Here is a 20,268-nt window from a genome sequence, read left to right as displayed (position 1 = left end):
ACCGAAAAATTTACGGTATAAAGATACAACGAGCCATCAAGTGTAGTAAGATTGTCAAGGCCACTCCAATCCGTTAATGCGGATAAATCACTCTCAAAATCTGCATAACCTGTAATGGTGGTAATATTCGAAAGTCCGTCAAGATTGGTGATGTCAGTGCCATATACTCCTAAATTACCATTAATGGTGGTACAAGAAGGGTATGTGCTCCCGAAATCGTCCACTTCGGCCTGTGAAAAAAACGCCACGCTTCCGGAAGGGCATTGCGAAAAAGTGAAAGTGCCGTATAAAAGCACCGCAATGGTTGCGAAATAGCGTACCGTTTTATTCATGTTTCGGGTTAAGATTTGCTTGGTCGTGCAAACTTAAGGCTTTGGTTGTTTGGCAACAATTATTGCGGGATATACCCGATGAAGTGATTGATTTAACCGATATCTTCCGTTTGAATTACTTATCTGCGGAAGCGTAATGATCACGAGTTAAGTTAATAGCTCCTTCAAAGGTTTTTTAGTCTAAGCTCCGGCAGAGGATTCCATGGCGGTTAAAATACCTTCCACATCAATCCCGCAAATCCCCTGCAATTCCGCAATGCTGCCATGCTCAATAAAAGCATCGGGCACGCCCAGGATTTCTAATGCATTATGGTATTGGTTTGCAGCGGCAAACTCTGCTACCGCGCTTCCAAAACCGCCTTTAATGACGCCTTCTTCAACAGTAATGATGCGGTTGTATTTACTGAAAATCTCATGCAGCAGCGTTTCATCCAAAGGTTTGATAAACCCGAAATCATACCATGCAAAGCGTTCCGGATTTTCCGTAATGGAAAGTGCTTTGCGCACGTTAGTGCCGATACTTCCCGTAGATAATAGGGCCGTGTCGGAACCGGATTTAAGGCAATGTGCTTTCCCGATTTCAATATTTTCGTAATGGCCCGCGTGTAGCTGCTGCCAATTGGCAATACTGCCACGTCCGCGTGGGTACCGTATGGCGATGGGATGGTCAAGGCCGAGTTGGGCCGTGTATAGGATGTTCTGCAAAGCCACTTCGTCCAGTGGTGCATAAATGATCATGTTCGGGATGCAGCGCAGGTAAGCGATATCAAAAACGCCGTGGTGCGTGGCGCCGTCTTCGCCCACGAGTCCGGCACGGTCGAGGCAGAAAATGACGGGCAGGTTTTGTAATGCGACGTCGTGGATCAGCTGGTCATACGCGCGTTGCATAAAAGTGGAATAGATATTGCAGAACACGACCATGCCCTGTGTCGCCATCCCTGCGGCAAGCGTTACGGCGTGCTGCTCTGCAATACCTACATCGAAGGCGCGGTCAGGAAACACATCCATCATATAGGTAAGCGAACTGCCTGATGGCATTGCCGGCGTAATGCCGATGATTTTTTCATTTTTACGGGCAAGGTCAAGGATCGTCAGCCCGAACACATCCTGGAACTTTGGCGGCAGGTGTGATTCGTCTTTGGGCAGGATTTCTCCGGTAGCCTTGTCGAATTTTCCAGGCGCATGGTATTTTACCTGGTTCTCTTCGGCAAGCTGCATGCCTTTGCCTTTGGTGGTGATAATGTGCAGGAATTTCGGGCCTTTTATTTTCTTAAGCCTTTCCAATTCTGCGATCAGGGCAAAAATATCATGTCCGTCTATAGGTCCCGAATAATCAAAATTAAGCGACTTGATCATGTTGTTTTCCTTCGGATTCTTGCCTTCTTTAACTGACGTAAGATAGTCTTTCAATGCCCCGACGCTGGGATCGATACCAATGGCATTATCGTTGAGGATGACCAGTAGATTGGCATCGGTGACACCTGCGTGATTCAGGCCTTCAAACGCCATGCCGCTCGCAATCGAAGCATCGCCCACGACAGCGATGTGGTGCTTTTCCGCATCACCCTTCAGGTTCGAAGCCAGGGCCATTCCCAGTGCAGCAGAAATTGCCGTGGAGGAATGCCCGGTCCCGAAAGTGTCATACTCGCTTTCACTGCGTTTAGGGAAACCTGAAATACCCCCGAGCTTGCGGTTGGTTTGAAATGCGTGAAGCCGGCCAGTAAGGATTTTATGTCCATAAGCCTGGTGCCCGACATCCCAAACGAGTAAATCATCAGGCGTATTGAATACATAATGCAGCGCAATGGTGAGTTCCACCACACCGAGGCTGGCACCGAGATGCCCTTCGTTTTTCGATACGATATCAATGATAAAGTTGCGGAGCTCCTGCGCGAGTTGCGGCAACTGGCTTTCGCTGAGTTTGCGAAGGTCATGTGGATTATCTATGTATGCAAGTAAGCCGTCTGCCATAATTGTAATAATGGCAAATTTACGACTTTGTTTTACGCTTTGCGGATTTTTGTTTTGAGATAGTATCTGCGGCAGGGATGTCTTCTAATGTGTCCACAGTATCCCTGAATGTCATACCCATAGTAATCGAATGACCGCGCTTTTTTGGAGTTTCAGGTTTTGTAAAGCGTATTTCTTCTATTGTTGGAGCAGGCGGCGGTGGCGGTGGCGGCGGCACAAGTGAATCTCCATAGGACACTTCGCCGATTTTGATTTGTGGTTGACTGGTGCTGTCGGCCTTGGTTATTTTCAAAGTGTCTCCAACAGGTTTCGCAACAGTATCATTGACAACGCTTACTTCGCCCAGGGTATTGCCATTGTTTTTACAGCTGAACAAGGTATTGCCCATCACCACGAAAACAGCAAGCAGCATGGCCTTACGGAAAGATCGCCTGCGCAACAATATGCTTTGCGGAATGTTGATGTTCAGGATATTAAGCTGGGATGTTTTAAACCTTCCGCAGATTTTTTCATGCTCATGGTTTGAGAAATAACCCCGGACCTGCTCAGGGAGCATTTCAGTAAAATCAACTACGGTTTTGGCGCAGCTGCCGCAGGACCGTCCTGCTTCTTCAGGCGACATTTTATCCCAGTCTTCTTGGCAGGGTTTAGGTACGGAAATCAGCAATCGTGCCATAAGGTTTTGGTTGGTTCGTTTTGATAACGGAATCTGTATCCAAAATAGTATTTTTACCGCATGGAAAACATCTTTACTGACGAATACTTCATGAAGAAAGCGATGCAGGAAGCCGAGGCGGCCTATGCCGAAGGGGAAATTCCTGTAGGCGCTGTTATCGTCGTAGACAATAAGGTCATCGCGCGAAGCCACAACCTCACCGAAATGCTGCATGACGTGACCGCGCACGCCGAAATGCAGTCGATTACCGCAGCCGCACATTTCATAGGCGGCAAATACCTTAAAGGCTGTACGCTGTATGTCACGCTCGAGCCCTGCCAGATGTGTGCCGGTGCTTTATACTGGAGCCAGATTTCCAAAATCGTTTATGGTGCCGATGATGACCATCGCGGTTACCGGGTGATGGGTGGAAAATTGCATCCGAAGACGGAAATCGTTTCCGGCGTGATGGGGGAAGAAGCGGGAGCGTTGATGAAAAGGTTTTTTGCAGAAAGAAGAAAGTAGACATTATTACACTAAAGGATTGTAAGATTGCTGCGCAGCAAGGTTATAAGACAGTCCCAGTTGAATTGAAGATTAATGAAATCCTAAAGCGAAGCGGTCTTAAAATCTTATAATCCCCACTTTCAAACCTCAAAAAAATAATTTACATTTACTACAATAATCCCATAATTTAACAGTTATCGCAAATATCGGAGAAATGTTAAATTGCCTTTCCGAAACGTTCCTTGTAACCCATTAACTCTTTATAACAATGAAACCGAAAAATTTGGTTTTTGTCTTTGTTGCATTTGTATTGTTCCAGGCCTGTAAAAAGAAATCAGTGGCCGATTTCAATTCCGATTTTTCACAGTTTAAAGAGTACCTCACCGATTTTACATCGGGCATCATCCCTGCCAAAAGCGATATCCGTGTCGTATTGGCTTTTGAAAAGAAACAGCTTAAATTGGGTCCGCTTGACAACGACCTTTTTGATATTTCACCCAGTGTTGATGGTAAAGTCGTAGCCCTTTCCGCCAATACGATTGCGTTCGTTCCGGATAAGAAACTGGAGCAGGACACGGAATACCAGGTGACTTTTCACCTTTCGAAACTCATCGAAACCCCAAAAAACCTTGAGGATTTTAAGTTTACGGTAAAAGCGATAAAGCAGGATTTCATCGTGACTACGAATGATATCCAATCATATAGCAAACAATACCAATACCTGAACGGCGTGTTCAAAGCCGCCGACGAAATGGATCCTGCAACCGTCGCCAAAATCCTTTCCGCTGAACAAAAAGGTAGGAAACTCAGTGTCAGGATCGATAAGGAACTCAGCACCAAAACAGAGTTCAAGTTCATGATTGACAGCATACAGCGCTTTGACCAGGATTCCGATATCCAGATCAAGTATGACGGGAATGACTTTGATATCAGGCAAAAAGGGGTCATCAATTACCCGATTGCGGGCCGTGACCATTTTAAGATTATGAATGTTGAAGTTCCGGAAGGTGAAAACCAGACGCTGCTGATCAACTTCTCTGATGCGCTGCAGCGCGGGCAGGTTTTTGATGGATTGATTGCTGTCGAAAATGCAAAAACGATGACTTTCGCTACCGAAGGCAATGTCTTGAAAGTGTTTTTTGACGAACCGCTAAAAGGCAATTTACTACTCGAAGTATTCCAGGGGATCCAAAGTGAAGATGGTTATAAATTAAAGGAACACTTCGCTACAAAAGTCTCTTTTGAGCAAATCAAGCCCAACGTACGCTTTACAAAGAACGGGACCATTATGCCAAGTTCGAACAACCTGAAGCTGAACTTCGAAGCCGTAAACCTCAGCGCCGTCGATGTAAAAGTCTACAAGATTTTCAAAAACAACATCCTGCAATTCCTCCAGTACAACGATTTAAACGGTGGCCAGGACCTGAAACGCGTGGCGCAGCCTGTTGCCAAAACGGTTCTCGACCTCAAGAAAAATAACATTGCAAATCTTGCCAAATGGAACACTTATGCACTGGATCTGTCCAAGATCATTACTCCGGAGCCAGGTGCGATTTACCATATTGAGTTCTCCTTCCGTAAAAAATATGTCTTGTATGACTGTGAAGGTTCGGAGGAAGAAGGCACTAATGATAATAGTGACGAGGAGGAAGAGGAAATCAATGAAAACGATGTAAACTACAGCGATAATTACTACGACGATTATTATTATGATGATTACGAATGGCGCGAGGAACAGGACCCGTGTTCGCGTTCATACTATTACAATACCAGGGTTGTAACCAATGTGCTGGCTACCGATCTGGGTGTGATTGCGAAAAGAGGCAACAACAAATCATACTTTTTCGCGGTTAATAATATCGTAAATACAGAACCTGTCTGCGACGCTACTGTGCAGATCTACAACTTCCAGCAACAGAAGATCGGCGAAGCAAAAACCGATGCCGATGGGACGGTAGGATTTATCAAAGACAAGTTTGCCTATTTCGCAATCGTAAGCAAAGGGAATGAGTCGACTTACATCAAGCTTGACGACGGAAATTCATTATCGGTAAGTAATTTCGATGTCTCCGGTGAAGAATTGCAGAAAGGGCTTAAAGGTTACATTTACGGCGAACGTGGTGTCTGGCGTCCCGGTGACAACCTGTACCTGTCCTTTATGCTGAATGATGCCGCAAACAAACTCCCGAAATCGCACCCTATCAAGTTCAGGTTGACTGACCCAAGAGGAAAGGTGACGTTCCAGGATGTCCAGAAATCAAATGATAAAAACCACTACGTTTTCGTAGTACCAACGAATCCCGATGCACCAACCGGCAGTTGGGAGGCGATGGTCAGCGTGGGCGGCGCGCGTTTTTATAAGAACATCAAGATTGAAACCATTAAACCAAACCGCTTACGGATTAAGGCGACATTCAATAGTCCTGTGCTGACTTCCGCAACGCCCAACAACGTGAATCTTGATGTGACCTGGCTTCATGGCGCTGTGGCAAAAAACCTGAAGGTAGAAATGCAGGCGAAGTTTACACAACAGGGAACGGCTTTCAAAGGGTATGACAATTATGTTTTTGATGATTTGGTGCGTAAATTCGGAACCGAGGAAATCAATGTGCTTTCAGCCAGGACGGATGCTTATGGAAATGCAAAAGCGACCATTAATCCGCAGTTGACCGGACAGGCACCGGGGATGTTGAAAGCAGCATTCATTACAAAAGTCTATGAAGAAGGCGGTGATGTGAGCACTGATGTGATGAGCACGACATATTCACCATACAAAACTTATGTAGGCATCAAATCACCGACGCTAACGAAATACGGCATGCTCGAAACCCGTGCGATGAACCGTTTTGACATTGTCACCGTTGATGAAAAAGGCAGGCCCAAATCCGTAAAGAACCTTCAAATCAGCGTGATGCGTACTGAATGGCGTTGGTGGTGGGATGCCTCAGAGGATAATTATTCGAATTTCAATTCCTCGAATGCGACCACTTCGTATAAAAATTTTACCATCAGTACTGATGCCAGCGGAAAAGGATTTGTGCAATTCGCCATTCCGGATGAGGATTGGGGACGTTACTTAATCCGCGCTGTTGATCCTGCCGATGGCCACGCTTCCGCAGAAACGGTCCTGGTCGATTACCCGATGTGGTCCGGAAAAACACGCAACACCGATGCCACGACCGCAAACATGCTCGTGTTTTCTACCGATAAGAAAAAGTATGCTGTCGGTGAAACCGCAAAAGTTTCGTTCCCTTCGAGTGCCGGTGGACGCGCGCTGATTTCCATAGAGAACGGTTCTAAAGTAGTACAAACGTATTGGGCGCAGACCAAAAAAGGCGAAACCATCGTGGAGGTCCCAATCACTTCTGCAATGGCACCGAATGTCTACATGAACATCACACTGCTGCAACCCCATGCTTCCACTAAAAACGACTCCCCAATAAGGATGTACGGCATTGTCCCGATTGAAGTCATTGATAAGAAAACCATACTCGAACCGAAGATATCGATGCCTGATGTACTGAAACCACAGCAGGTATTCGACCTCAAAGTCAGTGAAAAAACCGGACGCGCGATGACCTACACCGTGGCCATAGTTGATGAGGGACTGCTCGACCTGACGCGTTTCAAAACCCCGAACGCCTGGGATAATTTCTACACCAGGGAAGCTTTGGGTGTAAAAACCTGGGATATTTATGATAATGTGATTGGTGCTTATGGCGGGAAAGTCAACCAGATTTTCAGTATTGGTGGCGACCAGGAACTGGGTGGCGGCAAAGCCAAGAAAGCCAATCGTTTCAAGCCGGTTGTATTGTACTACGGGCCGTTTACATTAGGCAAAGGCGAAACCAAAAACCATAAGATCATGCTGCCAAAATACATCGGGTCAGTCCGTACCATGGTGGTTGCAGGCGATGTTGCCACAAGTGCTTATGGAAGTGCAGAGAAAGCTACGCCGGTCCGCAGTCCGTTGATGGTTTTGGCATCCATGCCGCGAAAAATCACGCCATCGGAAAAAGTGACGGTGCCTGTGACGGTTTTTGCTATGGAAAAACATGTTAAGAACGTTTCGGTGAAAATCAGCGTAAATAATGCGTTGCGGATTGTCGGCAGCAACAGCCAGACGGTTACTTTCACTCAGCCTGATGAAAAACTGGCCTATTTCAGCCTTGAAGCGGGAAGCGCCACAGGCATTGGTAAGATGACCGTGACTGCAACATCAGGAAAAGAAAAATCGGTTTATGAGGTTGAGATTGATGTGATGAACCCGAACCCGCTTACAAATACTTTTCAGGATGTGATATTAAAACCAGGCAAGTCCAACTCCATTTCCTGGACGACGTTTGGGGTTTCAGGCAGTAACCGCGCACAGATTGAAATCTCATCGGTACCGACAATAGATTTCAATCGAAGATTACAGTATCTTATTGAGTATCCGCATGGTTGTGTGGAACAAACGACATCCGCCGTATTCCCACAATTGTACCTCAACGATGTCGTTGATATCGATGCCTCAAAATTACAATCCATACAGCGCAATGTAAAAGCCGGCATCAACCGGTTAAGCGGATTCCAGCAGGCCAGCGGAGGGTTCTCTTATTGGCCCGGCAATGGCCCGGCTGATGATTGGGGAAGTTCTTACGCAGGGCATTTCCTGATTGAGGCCGAGAAAAAAGGGTACGTGCTGCCGATCAGCTTCAGAAACAAATGGATCGATTACCAGAAAAAGGAGGCCAAAGCATGGCGATATAGTGTGCAGTGGGGCAATGATTTCTCACAGGCGTATCGTTTGTATACGTTGGCCCTGGCAGGTTCGGCTGATCTGGCTTCGATGAACAGGCTGCGTGAAACAGAAGGCATTTCGAATGAAAGTAAGCTCAGATTGGCGGCGGCTTACGCCTTAGCAGGGCAAATGTCGGCTGGGCAATCGCTTTTGGCAAAAAGTAAAATCGACGATGATAACAGCGAATACCGTTACTACTATTATGGTTCGGCAGAAAGGAACCGCGCGATGGCATTAGAAACACTCGTGCTGTTAGGCCAGAAAGAAAAAGCGTTCGTCATGGCGACCAAACTGGCCAAGAACCTTTCCGCACCGCAATGGATGAGTACGCAAACCACTGCGTATGGCCTGTATGCCATGTCGAAATTTGCCGCGTCAAACGGTGGCAGCGGCATGGATATCGTGATTACGCAGGATGGAAAATCCGAAGCAGTGAAAACGTCAAAAGCCATTGCAAACCGTAAGCTTTCGGTAAAAATGGGTACCAACAGCATGACCATAAAGAACAATAAAAACAATACGTTGTTTGTGCGCATACTCAATTCAGGCATACTTCCTGTTGGGAAAGAACTTGCAGAACAGCATGATGTTTCGGCGTCGATGGTGTTTAAGAACCGTAAAGGCGCTCCGGTGAATGTGGCGAAAATTGCCCAGGGAACCGAGTTCATCGCCGAAGTTACCGTAACCAACAGGCGCAATGAATATGTGTCCAATATCGCCTTGTCGCAGATCTTACCATCCGGCTTCGAAATCGTCAACACCCGTTTCACTGATTTCGGCGACGCCACGGCAAACACCGCAGATTATATCGACATCCGCGACGACAGGACCAATTTCTATTTCGGACTGAAAGCCAATGAAACCAGGACATTCAAGATACTGCTCAATGCATCCTATCTGGGAACTTATTATTTGCCTGGCCTGCAATGCGAAGCGATGTATGACAATACTTTTATGGCAAGGACGAAAGGATTTTGGGTTGAAGTGGTGAAATAATCATGAAAACAGTAATTTTAATCATTTGTGCTGTGGCAGTAATTTGCCACAGCCAAAAGACCTGTAAGATTCAAAATGAATTCAGGCTGCTATCAATGAAGCAACACGATTCGTTAAGCCATCGCATCTTCGGATATCGATTTGTCATTGAAGGCGATTTTGACGGTGATGGGAAGAAGGAAAAACTAGCCGAACGCCTCATCAGCCTCAAAGACAATAAGGAAACCGATAAATACTTTATCACGGAGGAACCCTGGGAAGCCATTGATTCCGTGATCGCCAATCGCAATTATTCATTTTTGATTTCTGACAACCTCAAAATAGATACGCTCCGCGTCGGCCGTGAAGGCCAGGTTTATGGCGTGTCACTTCTCAGGAATGAAGGTGACCTGAACGGAGACGGGACCGATGAGGTGTCCTACGTTGGCGATTGGGCTGATTATTCCAGCCTCAATTCATGGCACATCATGACTTACAAAAACAATTCATGGCAGGAACTTTACAGCTTCGGCATATGGGATTGGCAATTGCCTGATTTGCCCGAAGCAACTAATCAGTACGGACTTTTCGGGACTGAGGGGAAAGTAGCTGTAAACGATACTTTAAACCAAAAACTGGAACGTGATTTACTGCAATGGAAAGGTTTCGTCAAGAAAATAAAGCCGAACAAAATCCAGATTACCTACCGTACTGATGAAGCGGAAATCGATTCAATGACAGTGAATTTAAAGCATCCTAAGAAAGCATCGAAATTTTGAAGGCCAGGATAAAATCTTTCTTCCATCGCCGCATCAATTGGGTGAAACGCAACCGCATCAAGTCGGCTGCCGGATTTATCTTACTGGCCTGGTATTATTTTTCGCTTCCGCAGATACTGTTCAGCGAACCTTACGCAACGGTCATTGAAAGCAACCAAGGCGAACTCCTTGGCGCGAAAATAGCGACGGACGGCCAATGGCGTTTTCCCGCACAGGACAGCGTACCGGACAAGTTTCGGGAATGTGTGGTTTATTTCGAAGACGAGAATTTCTACCACCATCCGGGTTTCAATCCTGTTTCGATGTACAAGGCATTTGTGCAGAACCGTAAAGCCGGAAAAGTCGTCCGTGGCGGAAGTACGCTGACGCAGCAGGTCATCAGGCTGTCGCGGAAAAATAAAAAGCGGACATATTTTGAAAAAGCGGTAGAATTGATTTTGTCTACCCGGCTTGAATTCCGTGCTTCCAAAGACGAAATCCTCGATATGTATGCGGCACACGCACCATTTGGCGGCAATGTCGTCGGTTTGGAAATGGCTTCGAGGCGGTATTTCGGCGTGCAGTCACACCAGCTTTCATGGGCTGAAAGTGCCACCCTGGCCGTTTTGCCTAACGCGCCCAGCCTCATTTACCCGGGAAAAAACCAATTGAAATTGAAAGGCAAAAGAGACCGGTTGCTGCTCAAGCTCAAAAATGAAAAAATCATCGACGGGCAGACTTATGAATTGGCCATTTCTGAGCCGCTTCCGCAGAAACCATTCGCACTTCCGCAAACCGCCCCGCATTTGTTGCAGCGTGTGGCTAAAAGTCAGCGCGGGGAACGCGTCAAAACCACTATCGATGTCCATCTGCAGCAGCGTGTCAACCAAATCGCTAAATATTATTACAATCAGTACCGGCAGAATGACGTGAATAATCTCGCTATTTTGGTCATTGATACCAAAACCAGGAACGTCATCAGCTATGTCGGAAATGCCCCGACTGATGCCGCGCACCAAAAAGATGTGGATATCATAGGAGCGCCGCGAAGCACGGGGAGCATCCTTAAGCCATTGCTGTATGCAGGAATGCTCGACGAAGGAAAACTGCTCCCGAACACACTTGTCGCCGATGTCCCAACGCAGATTTCCGGTTACAAACCTGAAAATTTCAACCTGACTTTCGATGGTGCCGTGCCTGCACACCGCGCGTTGTCACGTTCGCTGAATATTCCGGCGGTATTGATGCTGAAGGATTTCGGGGTCAATAAATTTTATGAGGAATTGCAGCATTTCCGGCTTCGTGATATTTCTAAAAAACCGGATCATTATGGCTTGTCGCTGATTTTGGGCGGTGCCGAAAGCAATTTGTGGGATTTATGCAGGACTTACGCCGCAATGACATCCACCGTAAATTATTTCAATGCCAATCAGGGGAAGTACCGCACGAAGGAGTTTGCCGAACTCAATTACAAGTTCTGTTTTGATCAGGACTTTGGGAAGGAAAGTTACCAGAAAACCATATTGGGTGCAGGTGCTATCTGGCTTACCTATAATGCCATGGAAGAAGTGAACCGCCCTGAAGCCGATGAAGCCTGGAAGTTTTATGACAGCTCCCAGAAAATCGCCTGGAAAACAGGGACCAGTTTCGGGAATCGTGATGCGTGGGCGATTGGCACGAATTCGCGGTATGTCGTCGGGGTGTGGATTGGAAATGCTTCGGGTGAAGGAAGGCCGACGCTGACAGGTGTTTCAAGCGCAGCGCCGGTGTTGTTCGATGTGTTTAACCTGTTGCCGAGGCAGAAATGGTTTTCGCCGCCGCTGAATGACCTCGAAGAAGCGGAGGTTTGTGCGCTCAGCGGGCATTTGGCGCAACCGGATTGTCCGAAGATAAAGCAGTGGATCCCGCTGAAGGGAAAAATCACTTCGGTTTGTCCTTACCACAAATTAATCCATCTTGACCGTACGAAGCAGTTTCGGGTGAACACGAGTTGTGAAAGCCTTGAAAATATCGTTACGGAAAGCTGGTTTGTGTTGCCGCCGGTAATGGAATGGTATTATAAAAGCCAGCATATCGATTATCGTCCTTTGCCGCCTTTTAAGGAAGGTTGTGCTAATGCGCAGACCGTTACCATGGATTTTATTTATCCGAAAAGCACTGCAAAGATTTACCTGACGAAAGACTTTAACAGTGTCGTGCAGCCGGTTATTCTCAAAGTAGCGCATTCAGAGCGCGAATCTGAGATTTATTGGTACCTTGACAGGAATTTTATCGGGACTACGAAAACTTTTCATGAGATGCCGGTCACGCCTTCATCCGGAACACATGAAATTACTGTCGTTGATAAAAAAGGGAATGAAATCCGAAGAAAAATTGACATCATACGATAATATTTTTCTTAAAAAAAATAAAAAATTTTAATAAACCCCGGTAGGGTATTTTGCTTTAAGGCTGTTACTACCCATACCCGGGGCAATTTTACTAACCTCAATACCTTATTGCATGAAAAAGAAATTACTTTTCTCAGTATTTATTTTGCTTTGCTGTATCCGGAGCCTCGGACAGGTTGAAGCGCATCAGCCCAATGATATCAACCAATGCAACTATGAAGTTTTTGACCTCACCGTACAAACCCCGGTAATCCTGGGCAACCTGAATCCCAATGAATATCAGGTCAGTTATTTTATAACCGGATCAGATGCCGAGAATAATGTCAATCCTATTGCCAATCCGTGGCAGTTTGTGCCGCAGGGCAATACCCAGATGGTTTTTGCAAGGGTCACTAATAATGCTTTAACCAGCTTGTACGGCATCACGCAGTTTGCTGTGCATTGGGACATGACACCGGTGTTAACTCCTTTTCCCGACGTTACCGCCTGTGATGTTTATACTTTACCTCCGTTACAGGTGCCGGGCGCTAATTATTATTGGGATGCAAGCCATACTGTTCCTATTGTGCAGGCAAACATTACACAAAGCACTGTTGTCTATATATATGTAGAAAATGGTTTCTGTTCGAGCCAGGAAAGTTTTAACGTGAATATACTTTCAGCGCCAGCAGTGACACCGGTGAACGTAACGGTTTGTGGGGAATATATCCTGCCACCGCTTCAATTCGGGCAATATTATACAGGTCCATTCGGAACAGGCACAACAATTCCGCCTGGCGTAGCCATTACAAGCACCACAACATTGTACGTGTATGCCGGAAACGGGAACTGCACATCAGACCAGGGTTTTACAATTACAGTCCTGCAGCCACCGGTAATTGTAAATCAGCCGGAATCAAATATCATCATTTGCCCTGACAGTTCACTGATGCTTACAGCAGATGCCGAAGGGGCGAACCTTATTTACCAGTGGTACTATAATGCCCAGGCAATACCAGGAGCTACGACAAATTCTATAAATATAATAGAGCCGGGCACTTACTACTTTACAGTAAGCAACGGCATGTGCCTTACTGATGGCAATTTCATCAATGTATCATATGAAACGCCACAGATAGATGTCAATCCCTCGTTAGGGCAGATTTGTCCAGGGACACCTTATGTAGTAAGCATTGGGCAAACTGGGCTTGAGGAGTCCTTCGTCTGGTATGTAGACGGTGTGCTGGTTCCAAGCGTTACCGGTCCCGATTTTGCTGCTGAAGGATCAAATGTTCCGCATACTTATGAGTGTATAGTGACTGGAACAAGTTGTGGTGTTCCGGAGTCAGCAACAATCACGGTAACCCCGGGAACTCCGGCGGTTTTTTTGGAGCCGATGACTTCCTGTTTTGAAAACGGCGTGGCGACGTTCGACCTTACTACGGTAAATTTAGGAGAAAATGTGCCAGCTACCTTCGCTTTTTACACGAGTGAATTCGACGCTATGGTTCAAGCCAATCCCATCAATACCGGCACCCTTAGTGCTTATACAGTAACGCAGGAATATAGTTATGTTTGGGCCAGGGTGGATAACATTCAGGGAATATGCCCGGTAAGTATTTCTATCATCGAGCTTATTGCGCAGGAATGTACCGGGAATACCATTTCAGGTGTCATCCGTTTTGATGGCGACAACAATGGTTGCACAGACAATGACGGTCCGGTTTCGGGCATTGAGGTTGTCAACATACATAACAATGATATTAGTTATGCTTATACCAATGCCAATGGAGAGTATACATTTACCAATGTTGCCAATGGTAATAATTTTGTTGCCCTGAGCACTATTCCGCTACAGTATACCGCTCCTGTACCTACAGGTAGCAACTATGTAATGGAAGGCAATACCGTGGTTACTAAAAACTTCTGCTTAAGCGCTGCGCAGCCTGTCACTGATGCGGTAATTTATTTCTACCCAATGAGTAATGCAAGGCCGGGCTTTTCCGTGTCCTATATGATGTATGTATTCAATGCGGGTACGCTAAACCTGAGTGGAAACGCTTCATTGACTTATGATGTTTCAAAACTTGATTTCAATGCTGCCAGCCCCGTACAGACAAGCCAAATCAGCAACACCCTGAATTTCTATTTTAATGATCTGGCACCTTCACAATACCAGGCCTATTATATTTCCTTTACCGTTAAGGTACCGCCAATCGTAAATTTGGGCGACATCATCTCTTTCCATGCCAATATGGATACTGTCAACACCGATGCGCACCCATATGATAACACGCTGGAATTGAGCCAGGTTGCGGTTAATTCTTATGATCCCAATGAAATTGTCGTACAGCAGGGACCTCAAATCCTGGAAACACAGGTAACAGAAGATCTTAACTATACCATCCATTTTCAAAATACAGGCAATGCTGATGCGATCAACGTAAGGCTGGAAGCCGACCTAGATGACAAACTGGACTGGACAACTTTCAGGCCTGTAGCATCAACTCACAATTATACTTCGGAGCGTGTCGGAAACCATATCGTCTTTAAATTCGATAATATAAACCTTCCTGGAAGCCTTGTTGATGAGCCTGGAAGCAACGGATATATCACGTACAAGGTAAAGCCAAAAGCAACTTTGGCACTTGGTGACATTATTGAAGCTGACGCGGATATTTATTTTGATTTCAACCTGCCAATCGCGACCAATACAGTAATGACTGAATTGGTGACCATATTAAATACAAATCACAATGATTTTTCGAACCTGGAACTGTATCCTAATCCGGCGCGCGGAAAAGTCAATATCCGTTTTAATGAAAATGTAAACGACGAAACCACAATCAATGTTTTTGATATGCAGGGTAAAACGGTTTTAAGTCATTCTGGTAAAATTACCGGGAATGAAGCAAGCCTTACTGTTTCAAAACTGCAGACGGGAATTTATTTTGTAAAAATTATTTCAGGAAATAAAACTGCAGTAAGGAAACTTGTTGTGAAATAAGGGCAAACTTAGGCAAAGGGAATGACAGGACTGGACCTCCGTAATTTAGCCTGTCATCCTGATGCCCATTTTAAATTTTAGATTTTAGATTTTTTTAAGCAAAGAACCGTCCTGATGACTCAGTGCGGTTTTTTTCATTATAAAAGTAATAAAAAAGCATCTGCAACATCCGGAAAATTTCGCCATAACTTCCTGAGTGCTTATAAATTTAGTAGTTTTGGAAGTAAATCTAAATCAACTGCATATGAAAAAAACAGTACTCTTCATCGTGTGCCTGGCATTTGCATTTTCAGCAAAGGCACAAATTTACAACGTGGTTGGGCCACAAAGCACGACTATTTGCGCCAATGACGAACTCACCCTCTCCGTAAGTGCGGATGGCACTGACCTGATGTACGCCTGGTTCCACAATTTTGTCGAAATTCCGAATGCCAATGCACCAGTTTTTTCGGTTTCCGGTGCATCATCCACAGACAACGGTTTTTATTACTGCAAGATCAGCAGTGGTTCGGATAATGTGTTCACCACATCGGCACAGGTTACAGTGAATAGCGTTCCTGTAATTACGACACAACCCGTGCAGGCAGCGCAGGCCTGTGAAGGGTCTTTTTTCCAGCCATTCATCTATGCCGAAGGGAATAACCTGACCTATCAATGGTTTCATGATAATGTCGCGATTAGCGGTGCAACTACTAACGGATTGAATGTGTTCCCGGTCACGTTGAATGACGCAGGGGAATATCATTGCGAGGTCAGCAGCGGGAATTGTTTTTCAGTAATTTCGGGCAGCACGATGATGGCGGTAACGCCTTCGCTGGGTGAATTTTCGGACATTACACAGTGTGGTTCGTATACCTTGCCGGCTCTAATGACACCGGGCGCCCAATACTGGACCGGACCTCAGGGGAGCGGCACAATATTGCCTGCGGGAACCGCCATCACATCTACCCAGCAGGTATATGTTTACCTTCCCAATGCCGGAAGCTGTGACAACGAGGAGAATTTTGTAATTTATATCACTGATGCTTTCACGACCCAGATGTATCCGGAAGAAACTACGATTGTAACCTGCCCGTCTAATCCGATAGAATTGTTTATGGAAACTACTTCGTCGGGCACACTTACCTTCGAATGGAGTAAGGACGGTGTAGCTATTGAAGGAGCCAACCAAAATACATTTACTGCTACGATGCCTGGTGTTTACACCTGTAAGGTAAGCAATGGCTGCGGTATATTTATAGAACATGTACGGGAAATCATCGATGCTGAGTCGCTGATTAATCCTGTTCCGCAAATGACAGTTTGTGTCAATCCTACCGGCACTACCGTCATCGACCTGACAGGGCTTGCCACACAGATTGCAGGCCAAACCCAGTCCATCGTTAAGTTTTATGCTACAGAGGATGATGCCATCGCGGATACCAATGATTTTATGTCACAAAATGGAAACCTGCTCTACACGCTGACCCAACAGGTAACGGTTTACACAAGAGTCAATATTCCGGATTTTAATAATCCGCAAGACTGCCAGGTGACTTTTCCCGTACAGCTTATTCCGGAAGAATGCCCGGTAAACAATAACTCGATTTCGGGGACCATCCGGATCGATGCGGACAACAATGGCTGTACCGCTGACGATGAACCTGCAGCAGGAATAGCGGTGCAACGCACTTTTGGCAATACCATTTATTATACTTACACCAATGCGCAGGGGCAATATACGTTTAACAATGTAGAAGAAGGATCAGGTTATGTGTCACTTTATGGGCCTAGCCTCCCGCAATCAGGTTATGTGACATCGCCGACACAGGATAACGGCGGGTATATATTTAATTTTGAAGAAGACAACAACACGCTTTCAGCAGATTTTTGCCTTGCAGTACCTGCTCCGGTCACCGATGCGCAGATTTATTTCTTCGCATACAATAATGCCGTGCCCGGCTTTGCGGCAAACTATGGCGTGAATATTTACAATCCCGGGACGCTGCCGGTGAGTGGCGAAGCGGTGTTCACTTTTGATGATACCAAACTTGATTTCGTTGCGGCGTTTCCTGCCGGTGCGAGCATAGCGGGCAATACAATCCATTACAATGTCGCAGGTTTACAACCCCTGCAGGCAAAGCAGGTTTACCTGTATTTTACAGTAAAAACACCTCCTACTGTGAACTCAGGCGATTTATTGCATTTTACAGCGACCATAACCACCGTGAATACGGATGTAAACCCATCGGATAATTCAGTGGCATTGAATCAGGTTGTAGTAAATTCTTTCGATCCGAATGACATTGCCGTGCAGCAGGGCCCTGAAATTGTTCAGGACCAGGTTGATGATGATTTGATTTACACCATACGCTGCCAGAATACCGGTACCGGAAATGCCGTGAACATCAGGATTGCTACCACACTTGATGAGAAACTTGACTGGAATACTTTCCGCCCGATTACTGCGAGCGATGATTTTACAACAGATCGTATTGGCAATGAAGTGGTTTTCCGATTTAAAGGCATAAACCTGCCGCCAAGCTCGGTGAATGAACCGGAAAGCAACGGTTTCATCATGTACCGTGTGAAACCAAAAGCGACCCTGCAGGTGGGTGATGTGATTGCTGCAACTGCGGATATTTTCTTCGATTTTAATGCGCCGATTACGACGAATACCGCCATGACCGAATTGGTGGAGCCTTTGGGTGTGACCTCATTCGAAACCGGATTTACAGTACACCCGAATCCGGCATCAGGGGCAGTAAAACTGTATCTGGAAAATACTCAAAGCGGCGAAACTGTTGCCAGCCTTATTGATATGCAGGGCAAGAAAATCATGGAATCAGGATTTAGCGGAAATGAAGGCCGACTGGACATTTCCAAAGTACAGCCCGGGGTATATATCGTGAAAGTCGTTTCAGGTGATAAAACCGCCGTAAGGAAGCTGATCGTGAAATAAATACGGTACGCATAGCCCGGATGGGAGCGGCATCCTTTTGTTTTTTTCTTTAAAAAACAAAAGATATAGCGGACAGCCGGACCAGCTCCTGAAAATATAAATCATAAAAAAACCGCCACTCAAAATGAGGGCGGTTTCTTTTTTATTCGCGTATTTCTTTTCCGGAATGGTCAAAGAAATGGTATTCCAAATACGTATAAGCGTCGCGCGGGATAATTTTCACCCATTTCTTGTGCTCAAAAAACCATCTTGAACGCATTGATGGGAATCCTTTAGACAAATACGCAGCCACAAACGGATGAGTATTCAATACCACTTTCTTATGGCTTTTTAATATTCTGTCGAGATCTGAGGCTATCTTGTCGATAATCAGGATTGGGGCTTCGATTTCACCGGATTCGTTATTCGGGTCTTCTTCCCTTGTCTTGATATTGACTTCCGGCCTTACCCGTTGTCTTGTAATCTGTACCAGGCCAAATTTGCTTGGCGGTAAAATTTTGTGTTTGGCTTTATCATCGCTCATCTCATCCCGAAGCGTATCGAAAAGGATTTTGCGGTTTTCGGGATTCGACATGTCGATAAAATCGATGACGATAATGCCGCCCATATCGCGCAGGCGCAATTGCCTTGCGATTTCTGCGGCAGCGATCATGTTCACCTCCATGGCTGTGTCTTCCTGATTGGAGGCTTTGTTCGAACGGTTTCCGCTGTTGACGTCGATCACGTGCAGCGCTTCCGTATGCTCGATGATGAGGTAAGCCCCTTTGGCCATCGATACCGTCTTGCCGAATGAGGTCTTGATCTGCCGCTCTATATTGTATTTTTCAAAAATAGGCGTGTCACGAGACTGATAATGCTTTACAATTGCTTGTTTTGAAGGGGCAATTTCCTGCACATAATCCTTCGTTTGATAAAACAACTCTTCGTCATCGATATGGATTCCGCTGAAGGAATCATTGAAAACGTCCCTGAGTATTGAGGAAGCCCTGTTGAGTTCTCCCAAGACTTTCGACGGATGATGAGCAGTTGGTAATTTTTTACACATTCCCGACCATCTGCCGAGCAATGTTTCTAAGTCTTTTTCCAGCTCCGCGACTTTCTGGCCTTCGGCTACGGTTCTCACAATGATACCGAAACCTTTTGGTCTGATGGATTGTACGAGTCGTTTAAGACGATCTTTCTCTTCTTTGGATTCGATCTTCTGTGATATCGAAACTCTGTCAGAAAAAGGAACGAGAACAATAAACCTGCCTGCAAGGGACAGCTCTGAGCTGATCCTTGGCCCTTTGGTAGATATAGGTTCTTTGACGACCTGTACCAGGATGGACTGATTGGCGGTGAGCACTTCCGTGATGACACCATCCTTGTTGATTTCTTTTTCGAACTGGAAGCCCTTTAATGTGAAATCCTTCAGTTTACCTGTTGTGATTAATTTGATGAATTTCAATTGGGAAGTTAAATTGGGGCCTAAATCGTGATAATGTAAAAACGCGTCTTTTTCAAAGCCTACGTTTACAAAAGCAGCATTCAGTCCCGCGACAGGCTTGCGTATCTTCGCTAAGAAAATATCGCCCACCTGGAAGTCGCTCTTCTCTTCCTCTTTATGCAATTCAATCAGTTTTCCATCTTTCAATAAGGCAAAATCCACGGCGTCAGAACTGGATCTTATGATGAGTTCTTTATTCACCTTGTAAATTTTTGTTTTGAGTTGCAGGGCACAGGGTGCAGGGTGCAGGAAAAACCTGTGCCTTGAACCTTGAGCCTTGAGCCCAAATGATTGAACAAATGTTTTCGATGAGGTCTTTATGGCGCAATCCGGATAGTCTTTTGACTTTCCTCTTTGGCCGATTTTCTAAATTCCCCGATTTCAATGAACGTTTAAAAAGAAAAAAGTAGTTTAAAACTACTTTTTCTTTTTGTGGCGGTTAGCTCTCGCTCTTTTCTTTCTTTTGTGCGTAGCTACCTTATGT

The 20,268-nt window shown here is 45.7% G+C and carries 9 protein-coding genes; 6 read left to right on the top strand and 3 right to left on the bottom strand.

Going from position 1 to position 20,268, the window contains the following annotated elements; genetic code table 11:
* Positions 1 to 512 precede the first annotated feature (512 nt).
* Together HYN49_RS02665 and HYN49_RS02660 are read right to left on the bottom strand one after the other, a co-directional pair.
* Positions 513 to 2,303, bottom strand: coding sequence for a 1-deoxy-D-xylulose-5-phosphate synthase (locus tag HYN49_RS02665; protein ID WP_108902677.1), 1,791 nt, complete (start codon positions 2,301 to 2,303; stop codon positions 513 to 515).
* A 19-nt stretch (positions 2,304 to 2,322) separates the two neighbouring features.
* Positions 2,323 to 2,979, bottom strand: coding sequence for a hypothetical protein (locus HYN49_RS02660; RefSeq protein WP_146185036.1), 657 nt, complete (start codon positions 2,977 to 2,979; stop codon positions 2,323 to 2,325).
* A 60-nt stretch (positions 2,980 to 3,039) separates the two neighbouring features.
* Between HYN49_RS02660 and HYN49_RS02655 the strand changes: the two genes are divergently transcribed.
* From HYN49_RS02655 to HYN49_RS02630, 6 genes are all read left to right on the top strand, one after another.
* Positions 3,040 to 3,483 carry a nucleoside deaminase gene (locus HYN49_RS02655; protein WP_108902675.1) on the top strand — a complete coding sequence of 148 codons (444 nt, stop codon included), beginning with the start codon at positions 3,040 to 3,042 and terminating at the stop codon, positions 3,481 to 3,483.
* A gap of 250 nt (positions 3,484 to 3,733) precedes the next feature.
* Positions 3,734 to 9,244: an alpha-2-macroglobulin family protein gene (locus HYN49_RS02650; RefSeq protein ID WP_108902674.1), complete on the top strand. Its 5,511-nt coding sequence runs from the start codon at positions 3,734 to 3,736 to the stop codon at positions 9,242 to 9,244.
* Between the two features lie 2 nt (positions 9,245 to 9,246).
* A complete protein-coding gene (locus tag HYN49_RS02645; RefSeq protein WP_108902673.1) occupies positions 9,247 to 10,002 on the top strand; it encodes a hypothetical protein in 756 nt (251 codons plus the stop codon).
* Positions 9,999 to 12,371 (top strand): penicillin-binding protein 1C, encoded by a 2,373-nt coding sequence (gene pbpC, locus HYN49_RS02640; RefSeq protein WP_108902672.1) that lies wholly within the window; start codon positions 9,999 to 10,001, stop codon positions 12,369 to 12,371. Before HYN49_RS02645 ends, pbpC begins: the two co-directional genes overlap by 4 nt.
* 112 nt (positions 12,372 to 12,483) lie before the next feature.
* Complete coding sequence (locus HYN49_RS02635) at positions 12,484 to 15,357, top strand: DUF7619 domain-containing protein (RefSeq protein ID WP_108902671.1); 2,874 nt, start codon at positions 12,484 to 12,486, stop codon at positions 15,355 to 15,357.
* 244 nt (positions 15,358 to 15,601) lie between these two features.
* Entirely contained in the window at positions 15,602 to 18,298 is a 2,697-nt protein-coding gene (locus tag HYN49_RS02630; RefSeq protein ID WP_108902670.1) for a DUF7619 domain-containing protein, read from the top strand.
* A 142-nt stretch (positions 18,299 to 18,440) separates the two neighbouring features.
* Here the strand turns inward: HYN49_RS02630 and HYN49_RS02620 are convergent, their stop codons facing one another.
* On the bottom strand, positions 18,441 to 19,985 hold the full coding sequence (locus tag HYN49_RS02620; protein WP_108902668.1) for an Rne/Rng family ribonuclease: 1,545 nt from the start codon (positions 19,983 to 19,985) through the stop codon (positions 18,441 to 18,443).
* Positions 19,986 to 20,268: the final 283 nt, after the last annotated feature.

It is taken from the genome of Flavobacterium pallidum (assembly GCF_003097535.1).
GTDB lineage: Bacteria > Bacteroidota > Bacteroidia > Flavobacteriales > Flavobacteriaceae > Flavobacterium > Flavobacterium pallidum.
This window is presented reverse-complemented; position numbering and strand designations above follow the sequence as displayed.